Annotated in this window: 14 protein-coding genes; 10 read left to right on the forward strand and 4 right to left on the reverse strand. The window is 75.4% G+C overall.

Features of this window, described 5'->3' with window-relative positions; all coding sequences use genetic code 11:
* Positions 1-237 precede the first annotated feature (237 nt).
* From ACFVVA_RS19395 to ACFVVA_RS19430, 8 genes are all read left to right on the forward strand, one after another.
* Entirely contained in the window at positions 238-4398 is a 4161-nt protein-coding gene (locus tag ACFVVA_RS19395) for a hypothetical protein (RefSeq protein ID WP_387691010.1), read from the forward strand.
* A 126-nt stretch (positions 4399-4524) separates the two neighbouring features.
* Entirely contained in the window at positions 4525-4947 is a 423-nt protein-coding gene (locus tag ACFVVA_RS19400; protein ID WP_387691012.1) for a hypothetical protein, read from the forward strand.
* Positions 4944-5855, forward strand: a complete 912-nt coding sequence (locus ACFVVA_RS19405) for a nucleotide exchange factor GrpE (RefSeq protein WP_387691014.1) — start codon at positions 4944-4946, stop codon at positions 5853-5855. The genes ACFVVA_RS19400 and ACFVVA_RS19405 overlap by 4 nt, the downstream gene beginning before the upstream one ends.
* Positions 5856-5886: 31 nt before the next feature.
* Complete coding sequence (locus tag ACFVVA_RS19410) at positions 5887-8463, forward strand: Hsp70 family protein (RefSeq protein ID WP_387691016.1); 2577 nt, start codon at positions 5887-5889, stop codon at positions 8461-8463.
* The gene (locus ACFVVA_RS19415; RefSeq protein WP_387691018.1) at positions 8460-8828 is read left to right on the forward strand and encodes a hypothetical protein; all 369 of its coding nucleotides are present in this window, start codon (positions 8460-8462) and stop codon (positions 8826-8828) included. The genes ACFVVA_RS19410 and ACFVVA_RS19415 overlap by 4 nt, the downstream gene beginning before the upstream one ends.
* A 99-nt stretch (positions 8829-8927) precedes the next feature.
* Complete coding sequence (locus tag ACFVVA_RS19420) at positions 8928-9167, forward strand: chaplin (protein ID WP_380547606.1); 240 nt, start codon at positions 8928-8930, stop codon at positions 9165-9167.
* Positions 9168-9307: 140 nt separating this feature from the next.
* On the forward strand, positions 9308-10939 hold the full coding sequence (locus ACFVVA_RS19425; protein ID WP_387691020.1) for an AMP-binding protein: 1632 nt from the start codon (positions 9308-9310) through the stop codon (positions 10937-10939).
* An 81-nt stretch (positions 10940-11020) separates the two neighbouring features.
* Positions 11021-11452 carry an SRPBCC family protein gene (locus tag ACFVVA_RS19430; RefSeq protein ID WP_387691022.1) on the forward strand — a complete coding sequence of 144 codons (432 nt, stop codon included), beginning with the start codon at positions 11021-11023 and terminating at the stop codon, positions 11450-11452.
* Positions 11453-11497: 45 nt separating this feature from the next.
* Here ACFVVA_RS19430 and ACFVVA_RS19435 read toward each other — a convergent pair whose 3' ends face one another.
* Genes ACFVVA_RS19435 through lxmK form a run of 3 tightly spaced genes read right to left on the reverse strand, consistent with a single transcriptional unit; the run spans position 11498 to position 14814 of the window.
* Positions 11498-12511, reverse strand: coding sequence for an LLM class flavin-dependent oxidoreductase (locus tag ACFVVA_RS19435; RefSeq protein WP_387691024.1), 1014 nt, complete (start codon positions 12509-12511; stop codon positions 11498-11500).
* Between the two features lie 10 nt (positions 12512-12521).
* Complete coding sequence (locus ACFVVA_RS19440; RefSeq protein ID WP_387691026.1) at positions 12522-13589, reverse strand: T3SS effector HopA1 family protein; 1068 nt, start codon at positions 13587-13589, stop codon at positions 12522-12524.
* A gap of 52 nt (positions 13590-13641) precedes the next feature.
* On the reverse strand, positions 13642-14814 hold the full coding sequence (gene lxmK, locus ACFVVA_RS19445) for a class V lanthionine synthetase subunit LxmK (RefSeq protein ID WP_387691028.1): 1173 nt from the start codon (positions 14812-14814) through the stop codon (positions 13642-13644).
* A 300-nt stretch (positions 14815-15114) separates the two neighbouring features.
* Here lxmK and ACFVVA_RS19450 point away from each other — a divergent pair, with 300 nt between their 5' ends.
* Positions 15115-15282: a hypothetical protein gene (locus ACFVVA_RS19450; protein ID WP_387691030.1), complete on the forward strand. Its 168-nt coding sequence runs from the start codon at positions 15115-15117 to the stop codon at positions 15280-15282.
* Between the two features lie 177 nt (positions 15283-15459).
* A complete protein-coding gene (locus tag ACFVVA_RS19455) occupies positions 15460-15621 on the forward strand; it encodes a hypothetical protein (RefSeq protein WP_387691032.1) in 162 nt (53 codons plus the stop codon).
* A 66-nt stretch (positions 15622-15687) separates the two neighbouring features.
* Here ACFVVA_RS19455 and ACFVVA_RS19460 read toward each other — a convergent pair whose 3' ends face one another.
* Positions 15688-18123: a LuxR C-terminal-related transcriptional regulator gene (locus ACFVVA_RS19460; RefSeq protein ID WP_387691034.1), complete on the reverse strand. Its 2436-nt coding sequence runs from the start codon at positions 18121-18123 to the stop codon at positions 15688-15690.
* Positions 18124-18158 lie beyond the last annotated feature (35 nt).

The raw sequence follows: 18158 nt of genomic DNA on the forward strand, positions 1-18158 counted from the left end.
ACCCCCGACGCTACTGACCGCTGTGGACGCGCTGTTGGCGCGCTGCTGTTGAGCCGCTGCCGTGCTGCCGTTCCGCCGGCGACGCGATGCCCAGGATAGTGCTCTTTCCTGTTCGTCCGTCCGATCGAGGGCCTATTCTGATGGCGCCCGGCAACATCACGACACGACGTCAACTCATGATCGCCCAAAGGCAGTTGATCATGCGATGGTCGGTGTCCGAACACAGGGGGACGGTGCATGGCACTGATAGCGGTGCTGCTGGTCGTGCTGGCGCTGGCCGGTGCGGCCGCCGTCGTCCTGGCCCGCCGCCGACGGACCCTGGACGCCGCGACGGTGACGAAGGCCCTGGCCGCGGCCGCCGAACGGCTCGCCGCCGGCCGGGCCGCCCAGGCCCGCCGCCGCTACGCCCGGCTGGCCCGCCGACTCGCCGACGCCCCCGAGGAACTGCGCCCGCAGCGCGGCCTCGCCCTGCTCGGCCAGGCCGAGGCCACCGTCCCCACCGGCGACCAGCAGGCCACCCTCGCCCTGCACCGCGAGGCCTACCCGCTGCTCGCCGACCCGGCCCGGCAGCTGCCCCGGTGGAGCCTGCGCAGCCTCGCCGAGGAACGGATGCGGGCCCCCGACGGGGACCTCGGTCCGCTGCTCGCCTTCCTCCGGGCCACCGCCGAGGGCGCCGAGCCCGGCGAGGAGGCCGAAACCGCCGCCCGTACCGTCGACTGGCTGCAGCACCGCTGCCGCGAAGGCGCCCCCGACCAGCGCGAACACGTCACCGCCGCCGCCCTCGCCGCCCTGCCCGGCCGGGACTGGCCCGTGCTCGCCCGGGCCGCCCTGCTGAGCGCCACCGACCGGGCCGACGAGGCCGAGGCCCTGCTCGCCGCCGCCGCCCCCACCGGCAGCGGCGAACTCTGGTTCCGCTGGGGCGCCCAGCTCTACACCCTGCACCGCGACCGACCCGCCGTCACCGCCTTCGACGAGGCCCTGCGCCGCGGCCCCGGCGAACCCTCCCCATGGGGGCGCGGCCCGGCCCTGCGCACCGACACCCTGCTCTTCCGCGGCCTGGCCCGCCAGCGCCTCGGCGCCACCGAGGAGGCCTGGGCCGACCTCGCGGCCGCCGCCGGCGAGAGCCCGACCGACCCCCGCCCCCGCTACGCCCTCGGCCGGCTCGCCCTGCTGCTCGGCGCCGACGAACCGGCCCGGGAGCAGTTCACCGCCGCCCTGACCGTCCGGCCCGACCACGCCCCGGCCCGGTTCGGCCTCGCCCTGGTGCACGAGCGGGCCGAACGCCCCGCCGAGGCCGCCGCCGACTACCGGGCCGGCCTCGGCGGGGCCCCCGACTGGCGCCCCGCCAGAGTCCGGCTCGGCGCCGCCCTGCTCGCCGCCGGTCAGGCCGAACAGGCCGAGCCGATCCTGCGTGCCGAGGCCGACACCGAACCCGGAAGCCGCTGGACCGCCGTCGCCGCCTTCCACCACGGCCTCGCCCGCGTCCGCGCCGACGACCCGGCCGGCGCCCTCGCCCGCTGGGAGTCGCTCGACGACGAGGACCTGGGCCCCCGCCGGGCCCTGGCCCGCGACCGGCTCGCCCGCACCCGCCTGGCCACCGACCCGACGGCCGCCCGCGAACTCTGGCAGCAGGCCACCGCCGAGCACCCGGCCGCCCCCGGCTACCGGGCCGCCCTGCGCGAAGCCGCCCTGCGCGAAGCCGCCCACCTGCTGGTCACCGGCCGGGACCACGCCGAACCGCGCGCCCGCGCCGCCGCCGCGCTCGCCCTCGCCGACACCCTGCCCGGCGCCCTCACCCACCGCCAGGCCCGGCTGCGGGCCGCCCTCGCCCTGGCCGAGGGCACCCCGGAGCCGGTCACCACCCTGCTCGACGCCGGCAGTGGCCTGCGCGACCGCTACCACCTGGCCGCCGTCGCCCTGCTGGCGGGCCGCCCGGCCCGGACGATCGCCCTGCTCGGCCCGCCCGACCCGGCCGGCGACCCGGCGACCGCCCGGCTGCGCGCCCTGCTCGCCGAACGGGCCGGCAACTGGGCCGCCGCACTGGACTGGTACCGGTACTTCCTGGCCTCGGGCACGGCGGCGGGCACGGCGCCCACCGCCGACTGCGCCTTCTGCGACCGCCCCGCCGCCGGCACCTGCGGCGGCTGCGGCCGCGAGGCCTGCCCCGACCACCAGCACACCCCCGAGGCCGCCGGCTCGGCCCGCTGCGTGCGCTGCGCCGCCCCCGCCCTGCGCGCCGTCCTCGACTGCGCCCGCCGGGCCGGCACCCCCGAAGAAGCCGAACCCGTGCTCGCCCGCTGGGCCGAGGCGCTCGGCGAGGGCGCCGCCGCCGCGCCCGTCCGGCTCGACCTGGCCCTGCTGCGCGCCGAACTCGGCCGGCTGGACGAGGCCCTGGCCGGTCTGCCCGCGGACGCCGGGACGGCCCGCGCCGCCGTCCTGGTCCGCCGGGCGGGCGCCGCCCTCGCGGCCGGGCGGCTCGGCCCGGCCGCCGTCGACCTGCGCCAGGCGCTCCGACTCGCCCCCGGGGACGAGCTGCCGGGCCGCGAGCGGGCGGCCGGCGCGCTCGTCCTGCTGGCCGAGCACGAGGCGCACCAGGCCGCCCTCGACGGTCGCCACCGCGAGGCCTGGGAGGTCTACCGCGAGCTGCTGGTCAAGGACCCGGCCCACCCCCGGCTGCTGCACGCCCTCGGCCTGGCCGGCTACCGGCTCGCCGTCGCCGTCGCTGCCACCGGCACCCCTGATTCCCCTGATGCCCCCGGCGTCCCCGAGGCCGCCGACGCCCCCGGCGACGAGGTCTGGGCCTGGACGCTCGGCTGCCTGGTCGCCGCCCTGCACCAGCCCGAGCTGTGGACCGAGTCCGCCCGGATCACCGGCCGCACCGCCGAACCCCAGCGGCTGGCCGCCGCCCGCGCCGCCCTGATCGACCGCCTCCGCGACGACCTGCGCGCCCTGGACCGGGCCGCCGGGCGCAGTGGCGACGAGGTCACCGCCTGGACGCTGCGCCTCGGCATGGAGGCGCACTGCGCGGACGCCTTCGCCCAGGAGGACATCCGGATCACCCTGCCCGGCCGCCCGGCCCGCCGTCTCGCGCTCGGCCCCGCCCTCGAAGGGCTGCTCCGCGACGATCCCGAACTCCCGGGCTGGGCCGAGGCCTTCGAGCAGGCCGTACAGGCCTGGCGGCGGCCCGCCGGCTCCGACGCGCCCGCGCCCACCCGGGCCCTCGGCCTGTTCGGCGACCTCGGCGCGCAGCGCTACCTGCAGCTCCAGGGCCGGCAGGCCGCCGCCGTCGCCGCCCTGGACGCGGTGCCCGAACAGCGGCGCGGCGAGGACTGGCAGTCGCTGCTCGGCGAGTCCCTGGTCAGCCAGGCCCGCGAGCACCACCGCAACCAGGACTGGCGCGAGGCCCTGGAGAGCCTCACCCGCGCCCGGTCCGTCCCCGGTGCCAGGCTGCCCGCCGACGCCGCCGCCATCGCCGCCGAGTCCGGCCTGCGAGCGGCCCGCGCGCTGCTCAAGAACAACCTGGACGACCAGGCCGGGGCCGCCGAACTCCTGGAGAAGGCCCTGGCGTTGGCCCCCGACGACCCCGAGGTGCAGGGCGACCTCGGTGCCACCTACGCCCAGTGGGCACGCAAGATCAACAACGAGGACAAGGACTACCCCCGCGCCGTCGCCCTGCTGGAGAAGAGCCTGGAGCTGGCACCCGGCGACCCGACCGCCCGCCACTTCCTGGAGGCCGCCCTCGGCAACCGGGCCGGCCAGCTCAGCCACGCCGACGCCACCGACGCGGAACTCGTGGAGGCCGCCGAAGCCTGGCGGGCGCTGATCGAACTCAACCCCGATCCGGACCACCGGCTCGGCCTCGCCTTCGTGCTGCGCCAGCTCGCCCGCTCGGCCGCCTTCGCCGACGACCGCCGGCGCGCCGTCGAGTGGATGGCCGAGGCGCTGCGCGCCGACCCGGAATGGGAGGGCGGGGTCGAGCAGGAGGCCCCGCGCCGGGTCTCGGTGATGCTCGCCAACCACGTGGTGGACGGCATGCAGGACCAGCCGTTCACCGACCAGGCCGCGATGCTCCAGAAGGCCAGGTCCTACGACGACTCCACCGACATCCGCCGGCTGATGGTCAGCCTCTGGCGCGGCAAGGCCATCAGCCACTACGAGGGCCGCCGCTACCGCGCGGCGATCCGGCTGCTGGAAGAGGCTCTCGAACTGTCCGGCACCGCGGAGGACACCGACAAGCTGCGCGGCGAACTCGGCATCGTCTACGGCTCCTTCGCCGTCCAGCAGGCCAATGCCCGGAAGCTGCGCGAGGCCCGGGACCTGGCCCGCCAGGCCGTCGAGTACAGCCCGGACGACGTCGAGCTGCGCGTCATGCAGCTGCGGATCAACTCGCTCCGCTGACGGCAACCGCAAGGAAGTCGGCTTCGTCCCAGACCGTACGCCGCAGACCGCGGCCGGCACCCGGGCCGTCACCCGGGCCGCCGCCCCGAGCCGTCCCCGACACCGTGAGGAGAGAGACCGCCCGCCATGCCACTGAACGAACCGTCGCCGTACGAGGTCCTGGGCATCCCGCTCACGGCCGGCGTGCGCGAGATCAACCTCGCCGTCGGACCGGCGATGCGGGCCGGCCGGTACACCCGCCAGCAGATCCAGGAGGCCGCCGCGCTGCTGCGCAACCCGGACCGGCGCCTGGAGGCGGACCTCCAGCAGCCCCTCCCGCCCGAGCCGGTCGACCAGACCGCCGAGCTGCTCGCCCCCGCGCTCGCCGAGCCGCTGCTGGTGATCGAGCGCCCACCGCTGCCGCCGGCCGCCCTGCCCGCCCTCCACCGCGCCGAGCTGGCCGCCGACTTCGCCGAGCCCGCCCCCGGCGGCGCCGACCCCGAACCGCCCGTCCCCGTCCGCTACGCGGCGGACCTGTCCGTGCTGCCGCAGATCGAGGTACCCGAATGACCGACGCACCCACCGGCACGCCCGCCGACCCGCCCGCCGACGTACGCTCCGGCGCGCCCGCCGACGGACCTGCCGACGCACCCACCGGCACGCCCGCCGCGGACGCGTTCGACGGCCACCGGCGGCTGGAGATCCCGCCCGGTGTCGAGGACGTCGACCTGGAGCAGGCGTTCGGCCGGCTGCTCTTCCGGGCCTCGCTGCTGGGGAGCAAGCTGACGGAGCAGAAGCAGACCGCCCGGGCCGAGCAGCGTGAACTGCTGGGCATCCTGGTCGAGGTGGACGACGCGCTCGCCGCCCTCGGCCTGGACCGCGAGCTGGTGGCGCTCGGGCGCGGCGCCGGGCTGGAGGCCACCCGGCGGCGGTTGCTCGGGCAACTCGCCAAGGCCGGGGTGCGGCCGATGCGGCTGGAGGGCATGACGGCGGACCCGGACCTGACCGAGATCGTGGGCACCGAGCCCCACGCCGGGGTGGCGCCGGAAACGGTGGTGCGGACGGTGGTGACCGGGTTCTTCTGGGGGGACGAGGTGCTGCGCCGGGCCCAGGTGGTGGTCGCCGTGCCGGAGCCGGAGCCGGAGCCGGATCCGCGGCCGGAGCCCGGGGGCGGGCCGGTGGAGGCCGCGGTGGAGGACTTCCCGCCGCCGATCCCGGAGCCGGAGCTGCCCGAAGCCACCGAAGCCACCGAGGTCACCGAAGTCGCCGAGGCCGCCGGGACCGCCGCACCCGTCGAGCCCGAGGCGCCGGACGCGCCCGGGGCCGCCGGGGCCGTCCCGCCCGCCATCGCCGCCGCGTTCGCGACCGAGCCCGCCGCCGCCGTCGACCCGATCACCCGGGCCCAGCCCAAGGCGGCCCCGCCCCGGGCCCGCCGCCGGGGCAAGGCCGTGGCCAAGCAGGCCAAGCGCAAGAAGTAGCCAGGACCACGAGGGGCAAGAGGGGAACGACATGTACCGCACACTCGGCATCGACCTGGGCACCACCAATTCCGTGGTCGCCCACCTGCGCCGGGGCGAGCCGGAGATCATCTTCAACCGGCAGAACCAGGAGGCCACGCCCTCCGTGGTCGGCAGCGGCCGCAAGGGCGAGCTGCTGGTGGGCTCCACCGCGCGCAGCCGGATCGCCGTCGACGGCGTCAACGTGATCCGCTCGGTCAAGCGCTTCATGGGCCGCAAGTTCAAGGACCCGCAGGTGCAGGCGGCCCTGAAGGAGGTGGACTACAAGGTCACCGCGGGCACCGACGGCGACGTCAACGTCTGGTTCAACGGCCGCTCGTACACTCCGATCGAGATCTCCGCGATCATCCTGCACCGCCTCAAGGAGGACGCCGAGCAGCGCTTCGGCGAGCCCTTCCACCGCGCCGTCATCACCGTCCCCGCCTACTTCGGCGAGCGGCAGGTCGCCGCCACCCAGGAGGCGGGCCGGATGGCCGGCCTGCACGTGCTGCGGATCATCAACGAGCCGACCGCCGCCGCCCTCGCCTACGGCATCACCTCCGAGGCGGGCGACGAGGGGCGGACCGTCCTGGTCTACGACCTCGGCGGTGGCACCTTCGACATCTCCATCCTGCTGCTGGTGCCCGGCTCGGTCTCGGTACTCGGCATCGAGGGCGACAACCTGCTCGGCGGCGACGACTTCGACCGCGGAATCACCACCGCGCTGCTGGAGGACATCCGCGAGGAGTACGGCGCGGAGTACCAGCCAGACCTGCGCGACCGTCCGAAGATCGCCGCCACCGCCGAGACCATCAAGATCGAGCTCTCCAACCAGGAGTCCTCCGAGGTCATCCTGCCGGGCCTGGGCGCCGGGCAGCTGGTGCTGGAGACGGAGTTCGAGCGGGCCCGCTTCGAGGAGCTGATCGAGGCCCGGATCGAGCGCACCATCGAACTGACCCACAAGGCCATCATGCAGGCCAACCTGACGGTCGGGGACATCGACGAGGTGGTGCTGGTCGGCGGCTCGACCGCGATCCCGCTGGTCGCCCGCCGGCTCGGCGAGGTCTTCGGCCCGCGCCGGATCCGGCGCGGCGTCAACCCGATGCAGTGCGTGGCGCTCGGCGCGGCCGTCCAGTCCGCGCTGGTCGGCGAGGTGGAGTGCCCCGAGTGCCGGGCCCCCGGGGACCTGTCCGCCTCCAACTGCGCCAACTGCGCGACCACCCTGCTCGGCGGCGCCCGGGTCTCCTGCCCGACCTGCCACATCCCGGTCGACGCCGACGCCGCCGCCTGCCCCAAGTGCGAGCAAGATCTTGACGGTTCGGGCGCCACCGGCGCCGGCGGGACGGTCCCGCGGCAGACCCGGGCCACCGCCGTGGTGCACGGCGGCAACTGCCCGCGCTGCGGCACCCCGGCCGCCCCCGGCGTCACCGCCTGCGAACTGTGCGGCGAGCCGCTCAACTCGGCCGCCCCCGGCCACACCAGGGTGGCCGGCACCGCCGCCGAGGACGTGGGCCTGCGCTGCGCCTCCTGCGGCCTGGTGAACCCGCCCGGCTGCGAGGTCTGCCCGGGCTGCGGCGAGCTGGCGCAGGTCACCAACCCGTTCGACATCACCCCGAAGAACCTCGGCATCGAGCTGAACGACGGCCGCCTCGCCGTCATCATCCCCAAGAACACCAGCTACCCGACGAGTTCGCCGGTCAGCCGGGAGTTCGTGGTCTCCGGCAGCGGCCGGCAGCGGCTGGAGATCGCGGTCTACGAGGGCGAGCACGAGATCGCCCAGCAGAACGAGTTGATCGGCCACCTCACCCTGCGGCTGCCCGAGGGCCTGGGCGGCCGCACCCCGGTGGAGGTCTCCTTCGGCCTCGACCGGGACCGCACCATCACGCTGTCGGTGCGGATCCAGGGCGGCGCCGAGAAGACCGTCAAGCTGGAACGGGTCACCCTCGACCCCGAGTTGAAGGTGCAGGTCGAGGAGCAGCAGCGGCAGATCGAGTCCTTCACCGACCGCTGGGGCGGCGAGCTGACCGAGGCCGAGATGCGCGAGGCGCAGCGGCTGATGGACAGCCTGGACGACCTGGCGGCCGGGCAGACCCGGGGCCGGTCGGTGGACGCGGCGCTGGAGCGGGCCCAGCAGCAGCTCAAGGCCCAGCGCTGGGTGCGCGGTTCGGAGGCGTACCTGAGCCTGTTCATCCACTACTGCGAGAAGCACCTCGATCCGAGCGACCTGGACCGGCTGCGGTCGGTGGCCGCGGAGCTGCGGCTGCGCCGCGAGGCGGCCGACTGGGAGGGCGCGGTGCGCGCGGCCCAGCGGGCGGACGAGCTGTGCGACGCGCTCGGGCACACCATGCGGATGCTGACCATGTGCAACGTCTACGTGACCCAGAACATGGTCTCGCCCGCCCTGGGTCAGCTGATCATGGCCGAGCTGCGCGGGCTGGACGAGGCGGTGGAGGCACCCAACATGGCGGAGGTCAACACCCACATGTCGAACCTGCTGGCCCTGTACGCGCAGGCGCAGCGGGAGCTGGGCAGCGAGCCGGCCCAGGAGTCGCTCGGCCCGGTCCGCCCCGAGGAGGCGGGGCCGCGATGAGCGCCGTGGACGCCTTCCCGCAGGTGCCGGAGGTCCCGGCGGCCCCGGGGGTCCAGGGGATCCCGGACGCGCCCGAGGTGCCGTGCCCGCTGTGCAGGGTCCCGGCGGATCCGCAGACCCTGCGCTGCCCCTCCTGCCGGGAGGACCTGTCCGTGCTGTTCCGGCTGCGTTACGCCGGACGGATCGACTACAACCGGGCGCTGGACGCCCTGGCGGCCGGGAACGAGCCGCTCGCCCTCGGGCTGCTGCACCGCGCGGTGGCGGCCGAGCCCGGGCTGCATCCGGCCCGGGAGCTGCTGGAATCACTGAACGTCGCCGCTCCCGCGGCGGCGGCGCGGGTGGGGCGGGAGGCCGACACGCCCTAGGACGGGGCAATCCGGCGTGCGGAGGAGCTGATCGCTTGTGATCGTGGGCGAGGTGTGATCGTCACACTTCGACCCGCTCTGCTCACAAGGAGTGACGCAATGCGTATGCGTACCACCTTCGCCGCCACCGCCCTCGCCGCGGCCGCGGTCCTCGCCGGGGCCGGCACCGCCTCCGCCGGTGAGGCCACCGCCAACGGTGCCGCCATCGGCTCGCCCGGCATCCTGTCCGGCAACGTGATCCAGGTTCCGATCAACCTGGAGGCCAACGTCTGCGGGAACTCGATCGGCATCATCTCGCTCCTCAACCCGGTCACCGGCAACACCTGCATCAACAAGTGACCCCGTGCGCTGGGGCCGTCCGTCGACCGCGACGGCCGGCCCCAGCGCCGCGTGCGCACCCCCGTTCGGGGGTGGCGGCGCGGGGCCGGGGCCCGCGACCATGGTCCCCGTCCCGCACCGCCGTCCCCAGGAGCCAGCTCGTGCCGACCACGCCGACCCCGCGCAGCTACGCCTGCGGCACCTCGGACGTCCCGCTGCTCGGCGACACCATCGGGGGGAACCTCGACCGCGCGGTGCGCGCCTTCCCCGAGCGCGACGCCCTGGTCGACCGGGCCACCGCCCGCCGCTGGACGTACGCCGAACTCGCCGCCGACGTCGACGCCCTGGCACTCGGACTGCTGGAGCTCGGGATCGCCAAGGGGGACCGGGTCGGCATCTGGGCCCCCAACTGCGCCGAGTGGACGCTCACCCAGTACGCCACCGCCAAGCTCGGGGCGATCCTCGTCACGGTCAACCCGGCCTACCGCTCGCACGAACTGGAGTACGTGCTCAACCAGGCCGGCATCCGGCTGCTGGTCGCCGCCGAGCGCTTCAAGACCTCCGACTACGCCGGGATGATCGAGGAAGTCCGCCACCGCTGCCCGGAGCTGGAGCGCGTCCTGCTGATCGGCAGCCCCGCCTGGGAAGCCGTGACCGCCGCCGGCAGGCGGGCCGACCCCTCCCGACTCGCCGAGCGTCAGCGCGAGTTGGCCCCCGACGACCCGATCAACATCCAGTACACCTCCGGGACGACGGGCTTCCCCAAGGGCGCGACGCTCTCGCACCACAACATCCTCAACAACGGCTACTTCGTCGGCGAGCTGCTCAACTACACCGAGCAGGACCGGATCTGCATCCCGGTGCCCTTCTACCACTGCTTCGGCATGGTGATGGGAAACCTGGCCGCCACCTCGCACGGCGCCTGCACGGTCATCCCCGCCCCCTCCTTCGAGCCCGGCGCCACCCTGGCCGCCGTCGCCGCCGAACGCTGCACCTCGCTGTACGGGGTACCGACCATGTTCATCGCCGAGCTGGCCGACCCGGACTTCGACCGCTACGACCTCGGCAGCCTGCGCACCGGCATCATGGCCGGCTCGCCCTGCCCGAGCGAGGTGATGAAGGAGGTCATCGGGCGGATGGGCATGACGCAGGTGTCCATCTGCTACGGCATGACCGAGACCTCGCCGGTCTCCACCCAGACCCGGGTCGACGACCCGGTCGAGCGCAGGGTCGCCACGGTGGGCCGGGTCGGCCCGCACCTGGAGGCCAAGGTGGTCGACCCGGCCACCGGCCGCACCGTCCCGCGCGGCGAGCCCGGCGAGCTGTGCACCCGCGGCTACTCCGTCATGCTCGGCTACTGGGGCGAGCCCGAGCGCACCGCCGAGGCCGTCGACGCCGCCCGCTGGATGCACACCGGGGACCTCGCGGTGATGGACGAGGACGGCTACCTCGCCATCACCGGCCGGATCAAGGACATGGTGATCCGCGGCGGCGAGAACCTCTACCCGCGCGAGATCGAGGAGTTCCTCCACGCCCACCCGGACATCCTCGACGTCCAGGTCATCGGCGTCCCCGACACCAGGTACGGCGAGGAGCTGATGGCCTGGATCCGGATGCGGGAGGGCGCCGAGCCACTCACCGCCGAGACCGTCCGCGCCTACTGCGCCGGCCGGCTCGCCCACTTCAAGATCCCGCGCTACGTGCACGTGGTCGAGGAGTTCCCGATGACGGTCACCGGGAAGATCCGCAAGGTCGAGATGCGGGCGGAGGCCCAGCGGATCCTGGGGCTGTAGACCCCCGGCCCGGGCCCGGGCGCCCCTCCGCCCGGGCGCGTCCGGGGAGCGCGGTGGCCCGCCCGGCGGGAGAGTGTGATCATGCCCCTCGACGTCACAGTGGAACGCCTGATCCCCCTCCCGCCCGCCACGGTCGCCGCCTACGCGATGGACTGGCGCCACGACCCCGAGTGGACCCAGGGCATCCGCGACGCCACCCTCACCCGGGAGGCCGGCACCGGCGGCTTCGGCGCGGGCGCCGAGATCACCCGGACCGCCCGCTTCCTGGGCCGGACCTTCCCGTACGTGCTGCGCGTGGCACGCCACGACCCGCCGACGCTCCTCGACATGGTCTCCGTCGCCGGACCGATGCCCATGCGCGTCACCTACACCTTCGAGCCCACCCAGGCCGGCACCTTCGCCCGCATCCGCGTCCGCGGCGGCTTCCGCCTGACCGGCCCGCTGCTGTCCCACCAGGTGCGCACCGCGCTCACCGCGGACCTGCGCGCCCTGGAGGGACGGCTCACGGGGTGACCGCCGTCCCGTACGGGCCCGCGCCTCCCCTCCCGCCGCGGGCCCTCAGGGGGTGTTCCTCGGGAACCGGTCCGGGCTGCAGGCCTCCAGGATCTCCCGCAGGTCGGCGACCGCCGCCGGGACGCCGTAGGACTCCGCGACGGCGACCGGGTTGATCACCACTTCGTCGATGCCGGCCTCGAAGTGGCGCTCGATGCCCGCCCGGATCTCTCGGAGACCGCCGAACAGGAAGACACCCTCCTCGACCAACTCCCGGGCGGACGACACCGGGTCGGACACGTCGAGGTCCAGACCCGCCCGGCGCAGCATGTCCACGTAGTGGGGCGCACACAGGTGAAATCTGGTCCCGCGCTGGGCGAGCACCATCGCATGGCGCCCCGGCCGGTCCAGCACGGCATGGACGACGGTGACGATCCGCGGCCGCTCCCGCCCCGCGTCGCGGGCGCCCTTCTCCAGCGCCGGGGCCAGGACGTCCCGCACATAGGCGGGCGGCGTCAGCCAGGTGATCGCCGTGTCGGCCACCGAACCCGCCGCCCGGGCCATGCCGGGGCGCAGCACACCCGCGCCGACCTCCGGCGGCGTGGTTCCGGCCGGCGCCGACATCCCGGGCAGCACTGCCCCGCGCATCGGGAACAGCGGCCCCGCGTGGTGGTCCAACCGCCCCTCGTGCAGCAGCCGGCGCAGGACGTCCAGGTACTCCGCCACCGCCGCCGCCGGACGGGCGTAGGGCGCGCCGTGCAGCGCGGCCACGAAGCCGGGCTCGCCCGCCCCGTAACCCACCACCGGCGGATGGCCCGTCAGCGCGCCGAGCGTGCGGGCCTGCACTGCCGCGTCGTACGGATGCCGGAGCGCCGTCAGCGCCACGGACAGGCCGACCGGGATCCGGCAGCCCGCACCCGCCAGGTACGCCAGCACATGGTGCGACTCCAACGCCAGGGACTGGCCCAGCCAGAGCCGCGCGGCGACCCCCTCCCGGACCAGCTCGGCCAGCGGCAGGACGTCCCGCGGGTCCTGGACCTGGAGGGGGTACAGCACCGAGACCTTGCGCGAACTCGTCATCCCCGCCACTTCAGACCAGCACGTCCGCGTCCGGCGCTTCCGCATCCGGCACGTCCGCATCCGGCACTTCCGCGTCTGGCGCGGCCGGGGCCGGCAGGGCGGGCGAGCCGAGGTTGCGGGCCGGCTCGGCGGGGGACGCCGACGCCTCGCGCAGCGCCCGGGCGACCTGCTCCTCCAGCGAGGGGCCCGCCGGATCGGTCGCCCGGCGCACGACCCCGTCGGCGACCGCCGCCGCCCGGTGCTGGCCGAAGCTGCGCCCGCCCCAGCCGTCCCGCTCGTCGCGCGGCTCCCAGGCGAGCGCGACACCGGGGCACAGCGGGGAGGCGAAGACCGACGCGCCCCCGGCGACTCCCGGAAGGCCCGCCACGGTGTCCGCGAGCATCGGCGCGACGGCCGCGTCCGCGGCGTCGAGGTACACCACCGCGGCGTCCCGTCGCGGATACGACCACGGACGGGACAGCACCTTCGCCCGGTACCGCACACCCAGGCCCGCCAGCCGCTCCAGCAGGGCCCGCCACACCGGCGGGGCGGCACCGGGTTCCGCCAGGTGCACGTACAGCCGCAGCAACTCGCCGGCCCGGACCAGCGAACCGTCGGGCCCGTCGACCAGCAGGAAGCCGGGCGACAGCGCCGGACGCACCGCCGGAAGCTCGACCAGGCAGGGCCGGCCGACGGCCGGCGGCCCGTCCGAGCGCACCGCGCCGGGCCGCACGCCGACCAGCACCCGGCCCAACTCGACCCGCACCGGAGCGTCCGGCCCGCCGTCGGCGGCCTCGACCGGCGAGCGGAGCACACCCGGCGCGACGGTCCGGGTGTGGCCGGTGGCCGCGATCAGCTCGCGCTCGAAGGTCTCGCTGCGCCGCGGCATCCGGGCCGGGCCCTCCTGGTGCACGATGCCGGCGTGCCAGCGTTCGTACAGCAGGCCGGCCAGCGCCGAGCGCAGTTCGCCCCAGGTGTCCGCGGCGACCACCAGGTCGTCGTCGACCTCGACCCGCGGCGTGCCGTCGGTGATCCGCAGGCCGCCGAGCGCCGCGCGCAGGGCCGGGGAGAGCGGGGCCGGGGAATGCTGATGGGACACGATCGTCTCCTGATCCCGTTGTCGATCCGTACGAGTGGGCGGGGGCCCGCGGTCAGTCCTGGACGAGGCCGAGCACCTCGGCGGACCGGAGCGGGTCGAGCAGCGCGTTGCGGCCCACCCCGGCGGCCCCGCGGAGGACGGCGGTGAGGCGGTGGGTCAGGGTCGCCGTGGCGATCGTGCGCTCGAACAGGTGCCAGCCCGCGTACCGGGTCACCCGAGCGGTGAACTGCCTTTCGTCGGCGGCGGGTTCGGAGCGAACCCGGCGATATCCGGACCAGAACGCGGCGATCTGCGGACGCACCGCGTCGAGCCGCTCGGCGCCGCTGCGCATCAGCGCCTCGTGGACCTCGGCGGGCGGGACCGGGGTGTCCGGTCCGAGGCCCGCGAACATTCCGACGGCCGCCCGGTGGAGCCATTGCCCGACGTACGCGCCGACATCCCGGGCCGGGTCGGCGATCCGGAACTCCTCCCAGTCCGTCAGGTACAGGTCGTCGCCGGACAGCAGGAACTGGTCGAGCCGCAGGTCGCCGTGGATCGGCACCGCGGGCGCGGCCGCGCTCGACCCGGCCAGTTCCCGCAGGGCGGCCCGGACCCGCTTGTCGTGCTGCAGCATCGACCACACCTCCAACTCGCCCCCGCTGGCGGCGGCGTAGTCCTCGGCGGTCAGCTCGACCAGCCGGGCGGTGGACCCTTGCCGCCCTTCGGTGGCGGGTTCGGGCAGGTCGGCGGGGTGGACCGGCATGCGGTGCAGTTCCGCGAGTGCCAGGCCGGCCCGGTGCGACAGCGCGGCGTCGAACCGGCCCTGATCGGCGAGCAGGTTGCCCGGCACCGCGTCGACCAGGCGCTCGTGCACCAGCAGCAGGGCCCCGGGGTCGGCGCCGAGGAAGGCCGGCGAGTGCCAGTGCTCCGGAGGGCGACCGGCGGCCAGCACCTGTTCGAACGCGCGGGCCCGGTCGAAGCGTTCGGCGGCGAGCGGCTGCGCGAGCCGCTTCACGAACACCTCCCGGCCGTCGGTGGTCGGGCCCGCCCAGTTGTCGTTCCGTCCGGGCCGGCTGATGGGCGTCCGGTCCGCGAACGGTGCCACGCCCAGGCGTTCGAGAGCCTGGACGACATCGGGGACGTGGTCGAGTGGAACCGGTGCGAAGACGCCGGTGGGGTCCGTGTCGGGGACCGGCCCCGTCGGCGTTCCGGCCGTGTCCCGGATCGCGGTGATCGTCGCTGCCATGGGAGCCACCGTAGGCGGCGCCGCCCCCCGGCGGGCAGCCGCACGGTCCTGCCAGGCACGGCCCGCGGCGGGGTGGCAGAGCCCTGCCGGACGGGGTCGTGCGCCGCACGTCCCTGCCGGACGGCGCGCGCAACGGTGAGTTTCCGACCGGACCGTCGGACGTGTCGGCAGGGAACTGGCGGGAGGGCCGGATCCGCCTCCCCGGTGGCGCAGTTGTCTGCCTCTGGGCGGGTGCGGGCGGCGGCTGGTGTGCTGATGGTGCTGCAACCGGCAGCGGACGTGTGATCGAACGGAGTCAGCATGGACAGCAGCGACCTGATGGGTGGTTACTCCGCCTACACCTCGCCGGGCGCGGCCCGGAACGACCTGGTGTCGATCCCCGACGGGACGGAGGGGTTCACGCCCGTCGTCACCTTCATCTCGGTGATCTCGATCATCGTGAGCCCGGCCACCATGTCCCTCCTGTAGGAGGGGCGCTCCGAGTGTCCGGCTCGGGCCCGCACGGCACGGACCCCGTGCTGCCGCGATCCCGTGGCGGGGTGGGGCTCCGCGCCCCGTACCGCCCGCCGACCTGACCGAGCCCGAAGGGGCGGGGTCCCAGTGGTGCTGCAACCGGCAGCGAATGTGCGAACGAATGGAGTCATCATGGACAGCAGTGACCTGATGGGCGGCTACTCCGCCTACACCACGCCGAACGCGGCGCGGAACGACCTGGTGTCGATCCCCGACGGGACGGAGGGGTTCACGCCCACGATCACGATCCCGATCTCGCTGTTGGTCACCGTCATCGTGAGGGGTTGCAACTGAGCCTTCGGCTCAGTGTCGTGGCGCCGGCACGGTCCTCGGGCCGTGCCGGCGGGCGGCGTTCGGCGCTCAGCGCTCCCGGGGGGTCGACGCGGTGCGGTGGACCCAGCCGGCGATCGCCACTCGGGAGGAGCAGCCGAGCTTGCGCATGGTCTCGCGGATGTGGTTCACCACGGTCCATTCGGAGATGGTCAGTTGCCGGGCGATCTGCTTGTTGCTCAGGCCCTCGGCGATCAGCCGGGCGACCTCGCTCTGACGGGGCGTCAGCACCGCGTCGGTGGACGGCTCGGCCGCCGTGGCCCGGGGAGGCGCGGCGGGCCGGTCCGGAACGGGTTCCGACGGGTCGCCGGGCGTCCGCGCGGCGACGCATCCGAGCGCGAAGTCACGGATCAGGTCCGGGAGTTCGACCGCAGAACCGGCCGCCATGGCGGCGAGCGACTCGCGGTCGCCGAGCAGCAGCCGCCGCTCGACCCGGCCGACGGTGAAGTCGGGTTCCGTCGGGTCGTCGAGCAGGTGGCGCCGGACGGTGTGGAAGCAGCCCAGCGCCCGGGCGACCGCGGCGGCGCGCGCGGCGGGGCCCGGCAGTAGGGGGCTGCCCATCAGGGCGAGGAGCGCGCCGAGCGCGGCCGGGGCTCCGAGGGGGCGCAGCGTGGCCAGTGCGCGGTCGAGGTAGTTGGTCGAGTCGGCCGCTCGTCCCGCCGCTGCCGCGAACGCGCTCAGGTGCAGCAGTGCGAGGCCGGCGACCAGGTTGTCCCGGGCCTGGATGGCCTCGGCGAGCGCGCGGGTGGCGAGCGCGGCCGCGGTGCCCGCGGAGCGGTGGAGGAACTCGGCCAGCGCGGTGTCGAGCAGCCGGCGACGGGCCAGGTGGCCGCCGTCGGCGCCCGGTTCGATGGCCTGGTGCAGCAGCGCGAGCCCCTCGTCCGGGCGGCTCGGGGTGATGGCGATCCCGCGCAGGTGCCTGATCCTGACGGTGAACCCCCCGTCCGCCGGGGCCTCGTGGCCCGCGTCGCCGGGCCGAACCCCGTCGAGGACGGCCAGCGCAGTTTCCGGCTCGTCGTTGCGGACGGCGGCCTCGGCCAGCAGCAGGGCCACCCGCCGCCGGCTGTCCCGGTCGGCGTCGGGGCCGCCCAGCGAGGCCAGTCCGGCGGGCCAGTCGAACGGGGTGCCGATCGCGTAGTGGTACACCCGGGACAGCTCGGCGAGGTCGAGCGCCTCTTCCGCGAGCCCGGCGACGACCAGTGTGTCGAGCGCCCGGCGGATGTTCCCCTCCTCGCTGCGGAACGCGATGATCCCGCCGGCCTGCGGGCCGCCCGTCATGAGGCGGACGGTGGATCCGGCCAGCCGGGCGTGGTGCCGGGCGTGGGCGAGTCGGACGTCCTCCAGCCCGTTCGCCGACTCGCCCGTCTGCTTGTCCGGCCGGTACGACCAGCGGCCGAAGGTGAGGTGCAGCCGGGTACGGGTGTAGCCGTCGAGACGGCCCGAGGGAAGCGCGGAGAGGCGGAGCAGGTGCCGGCCGAGCAGTGACTCCAGGGCGGCCGGGTACTCGTCGAGGCCGACCCCGGAGATCTGCCGGAGCGACTCGGGGCCCGCGCCGCCGCTGAACACGCGGGCGCAGGCGAGCAGTCGGCGTCCGGCGTGGCTCAGGCCGCGCAGCGCCTCGGGTTCGGTGTCGTCCGGGCCGTACGCGTCCAGTAGTCGCGCGAGGCCGTCGATGGCGGGCCGGGGCCGGTCCGGAGGCGCTCCGGTCCGGGACTGGCCGTCGAGCGCGGCCCAGAGGACCTCCGGCCCCTCCAGGGCCGCGATCCGTGCGGCCAGGCCGATCGCCCCGGGGTTGCCGTGGAGTTCCACGCAGGCGCGGGCGACGGCCAGTTGGTTGTGCCGCCCGACCTGGAAAGCGGGGTTGAAGGCGCGCAGGCAGGACACGAAGAGCTCCACGGAGGGCACCGCGGCCAACGCCTCGACGTCGATGGCGCAGCAGTCCAGCGGCACCGGGAGCGGGGGAACGCTCCGGTGTGCGAAGCCGTCCTGCGCCACCGGCCGGCGCGCGGTGACCAGGGCCTTGACGCCCGTCCCGGCCAGCGCCCGGGCCAGCCGGGCCAGGACCTGCCGGTCGGGGTCGCGTCGCGCGCCGTCCAGCACCAGCACGGACGGGGCGTCGTCGGATTCGCGGGTGCGGGTGATCCAGCGGCGCAGGCCGTCCGCCCAGCCGTCCCCGGGCGCCGGCGCGATCCGGCCGATCGTTCCGCCGGTGCGGGTCCGGTGGGCGAGCGCGACCTCCTCGGCGAGCCGGCTCTTGCCGATCCCCGGCGCCCCGGACAGCAGCACGCCGTCGACGTCCGGCCGTTCGAGCACGGCCAGTACCTCGGCGAGCTCGCCCGCCCGCCCGACCGTCTCCATCGGGAACGGGCCGGTGACGGCGGGTGGCCGGGCGACGGCCGGCGGTCCGGTCCCGGACAGCCGGTCGGCCGCCGTCGCTGCCGCGACGGCGAAATCAGCGGACGTCATACGCGTCTCCAGAACGTGCCGGCGCGGTGGGTGAC

It is taken from the genome of Kitasatospora sp. NPDC058048 (assembly GCF_042885555.1).
GTDB lineage: Bacteria > Actinomycetota > Actinomycetes > Streptomycetales > Streptomycetaceae > Kitasatospora > Kitasatospora lactacystinica.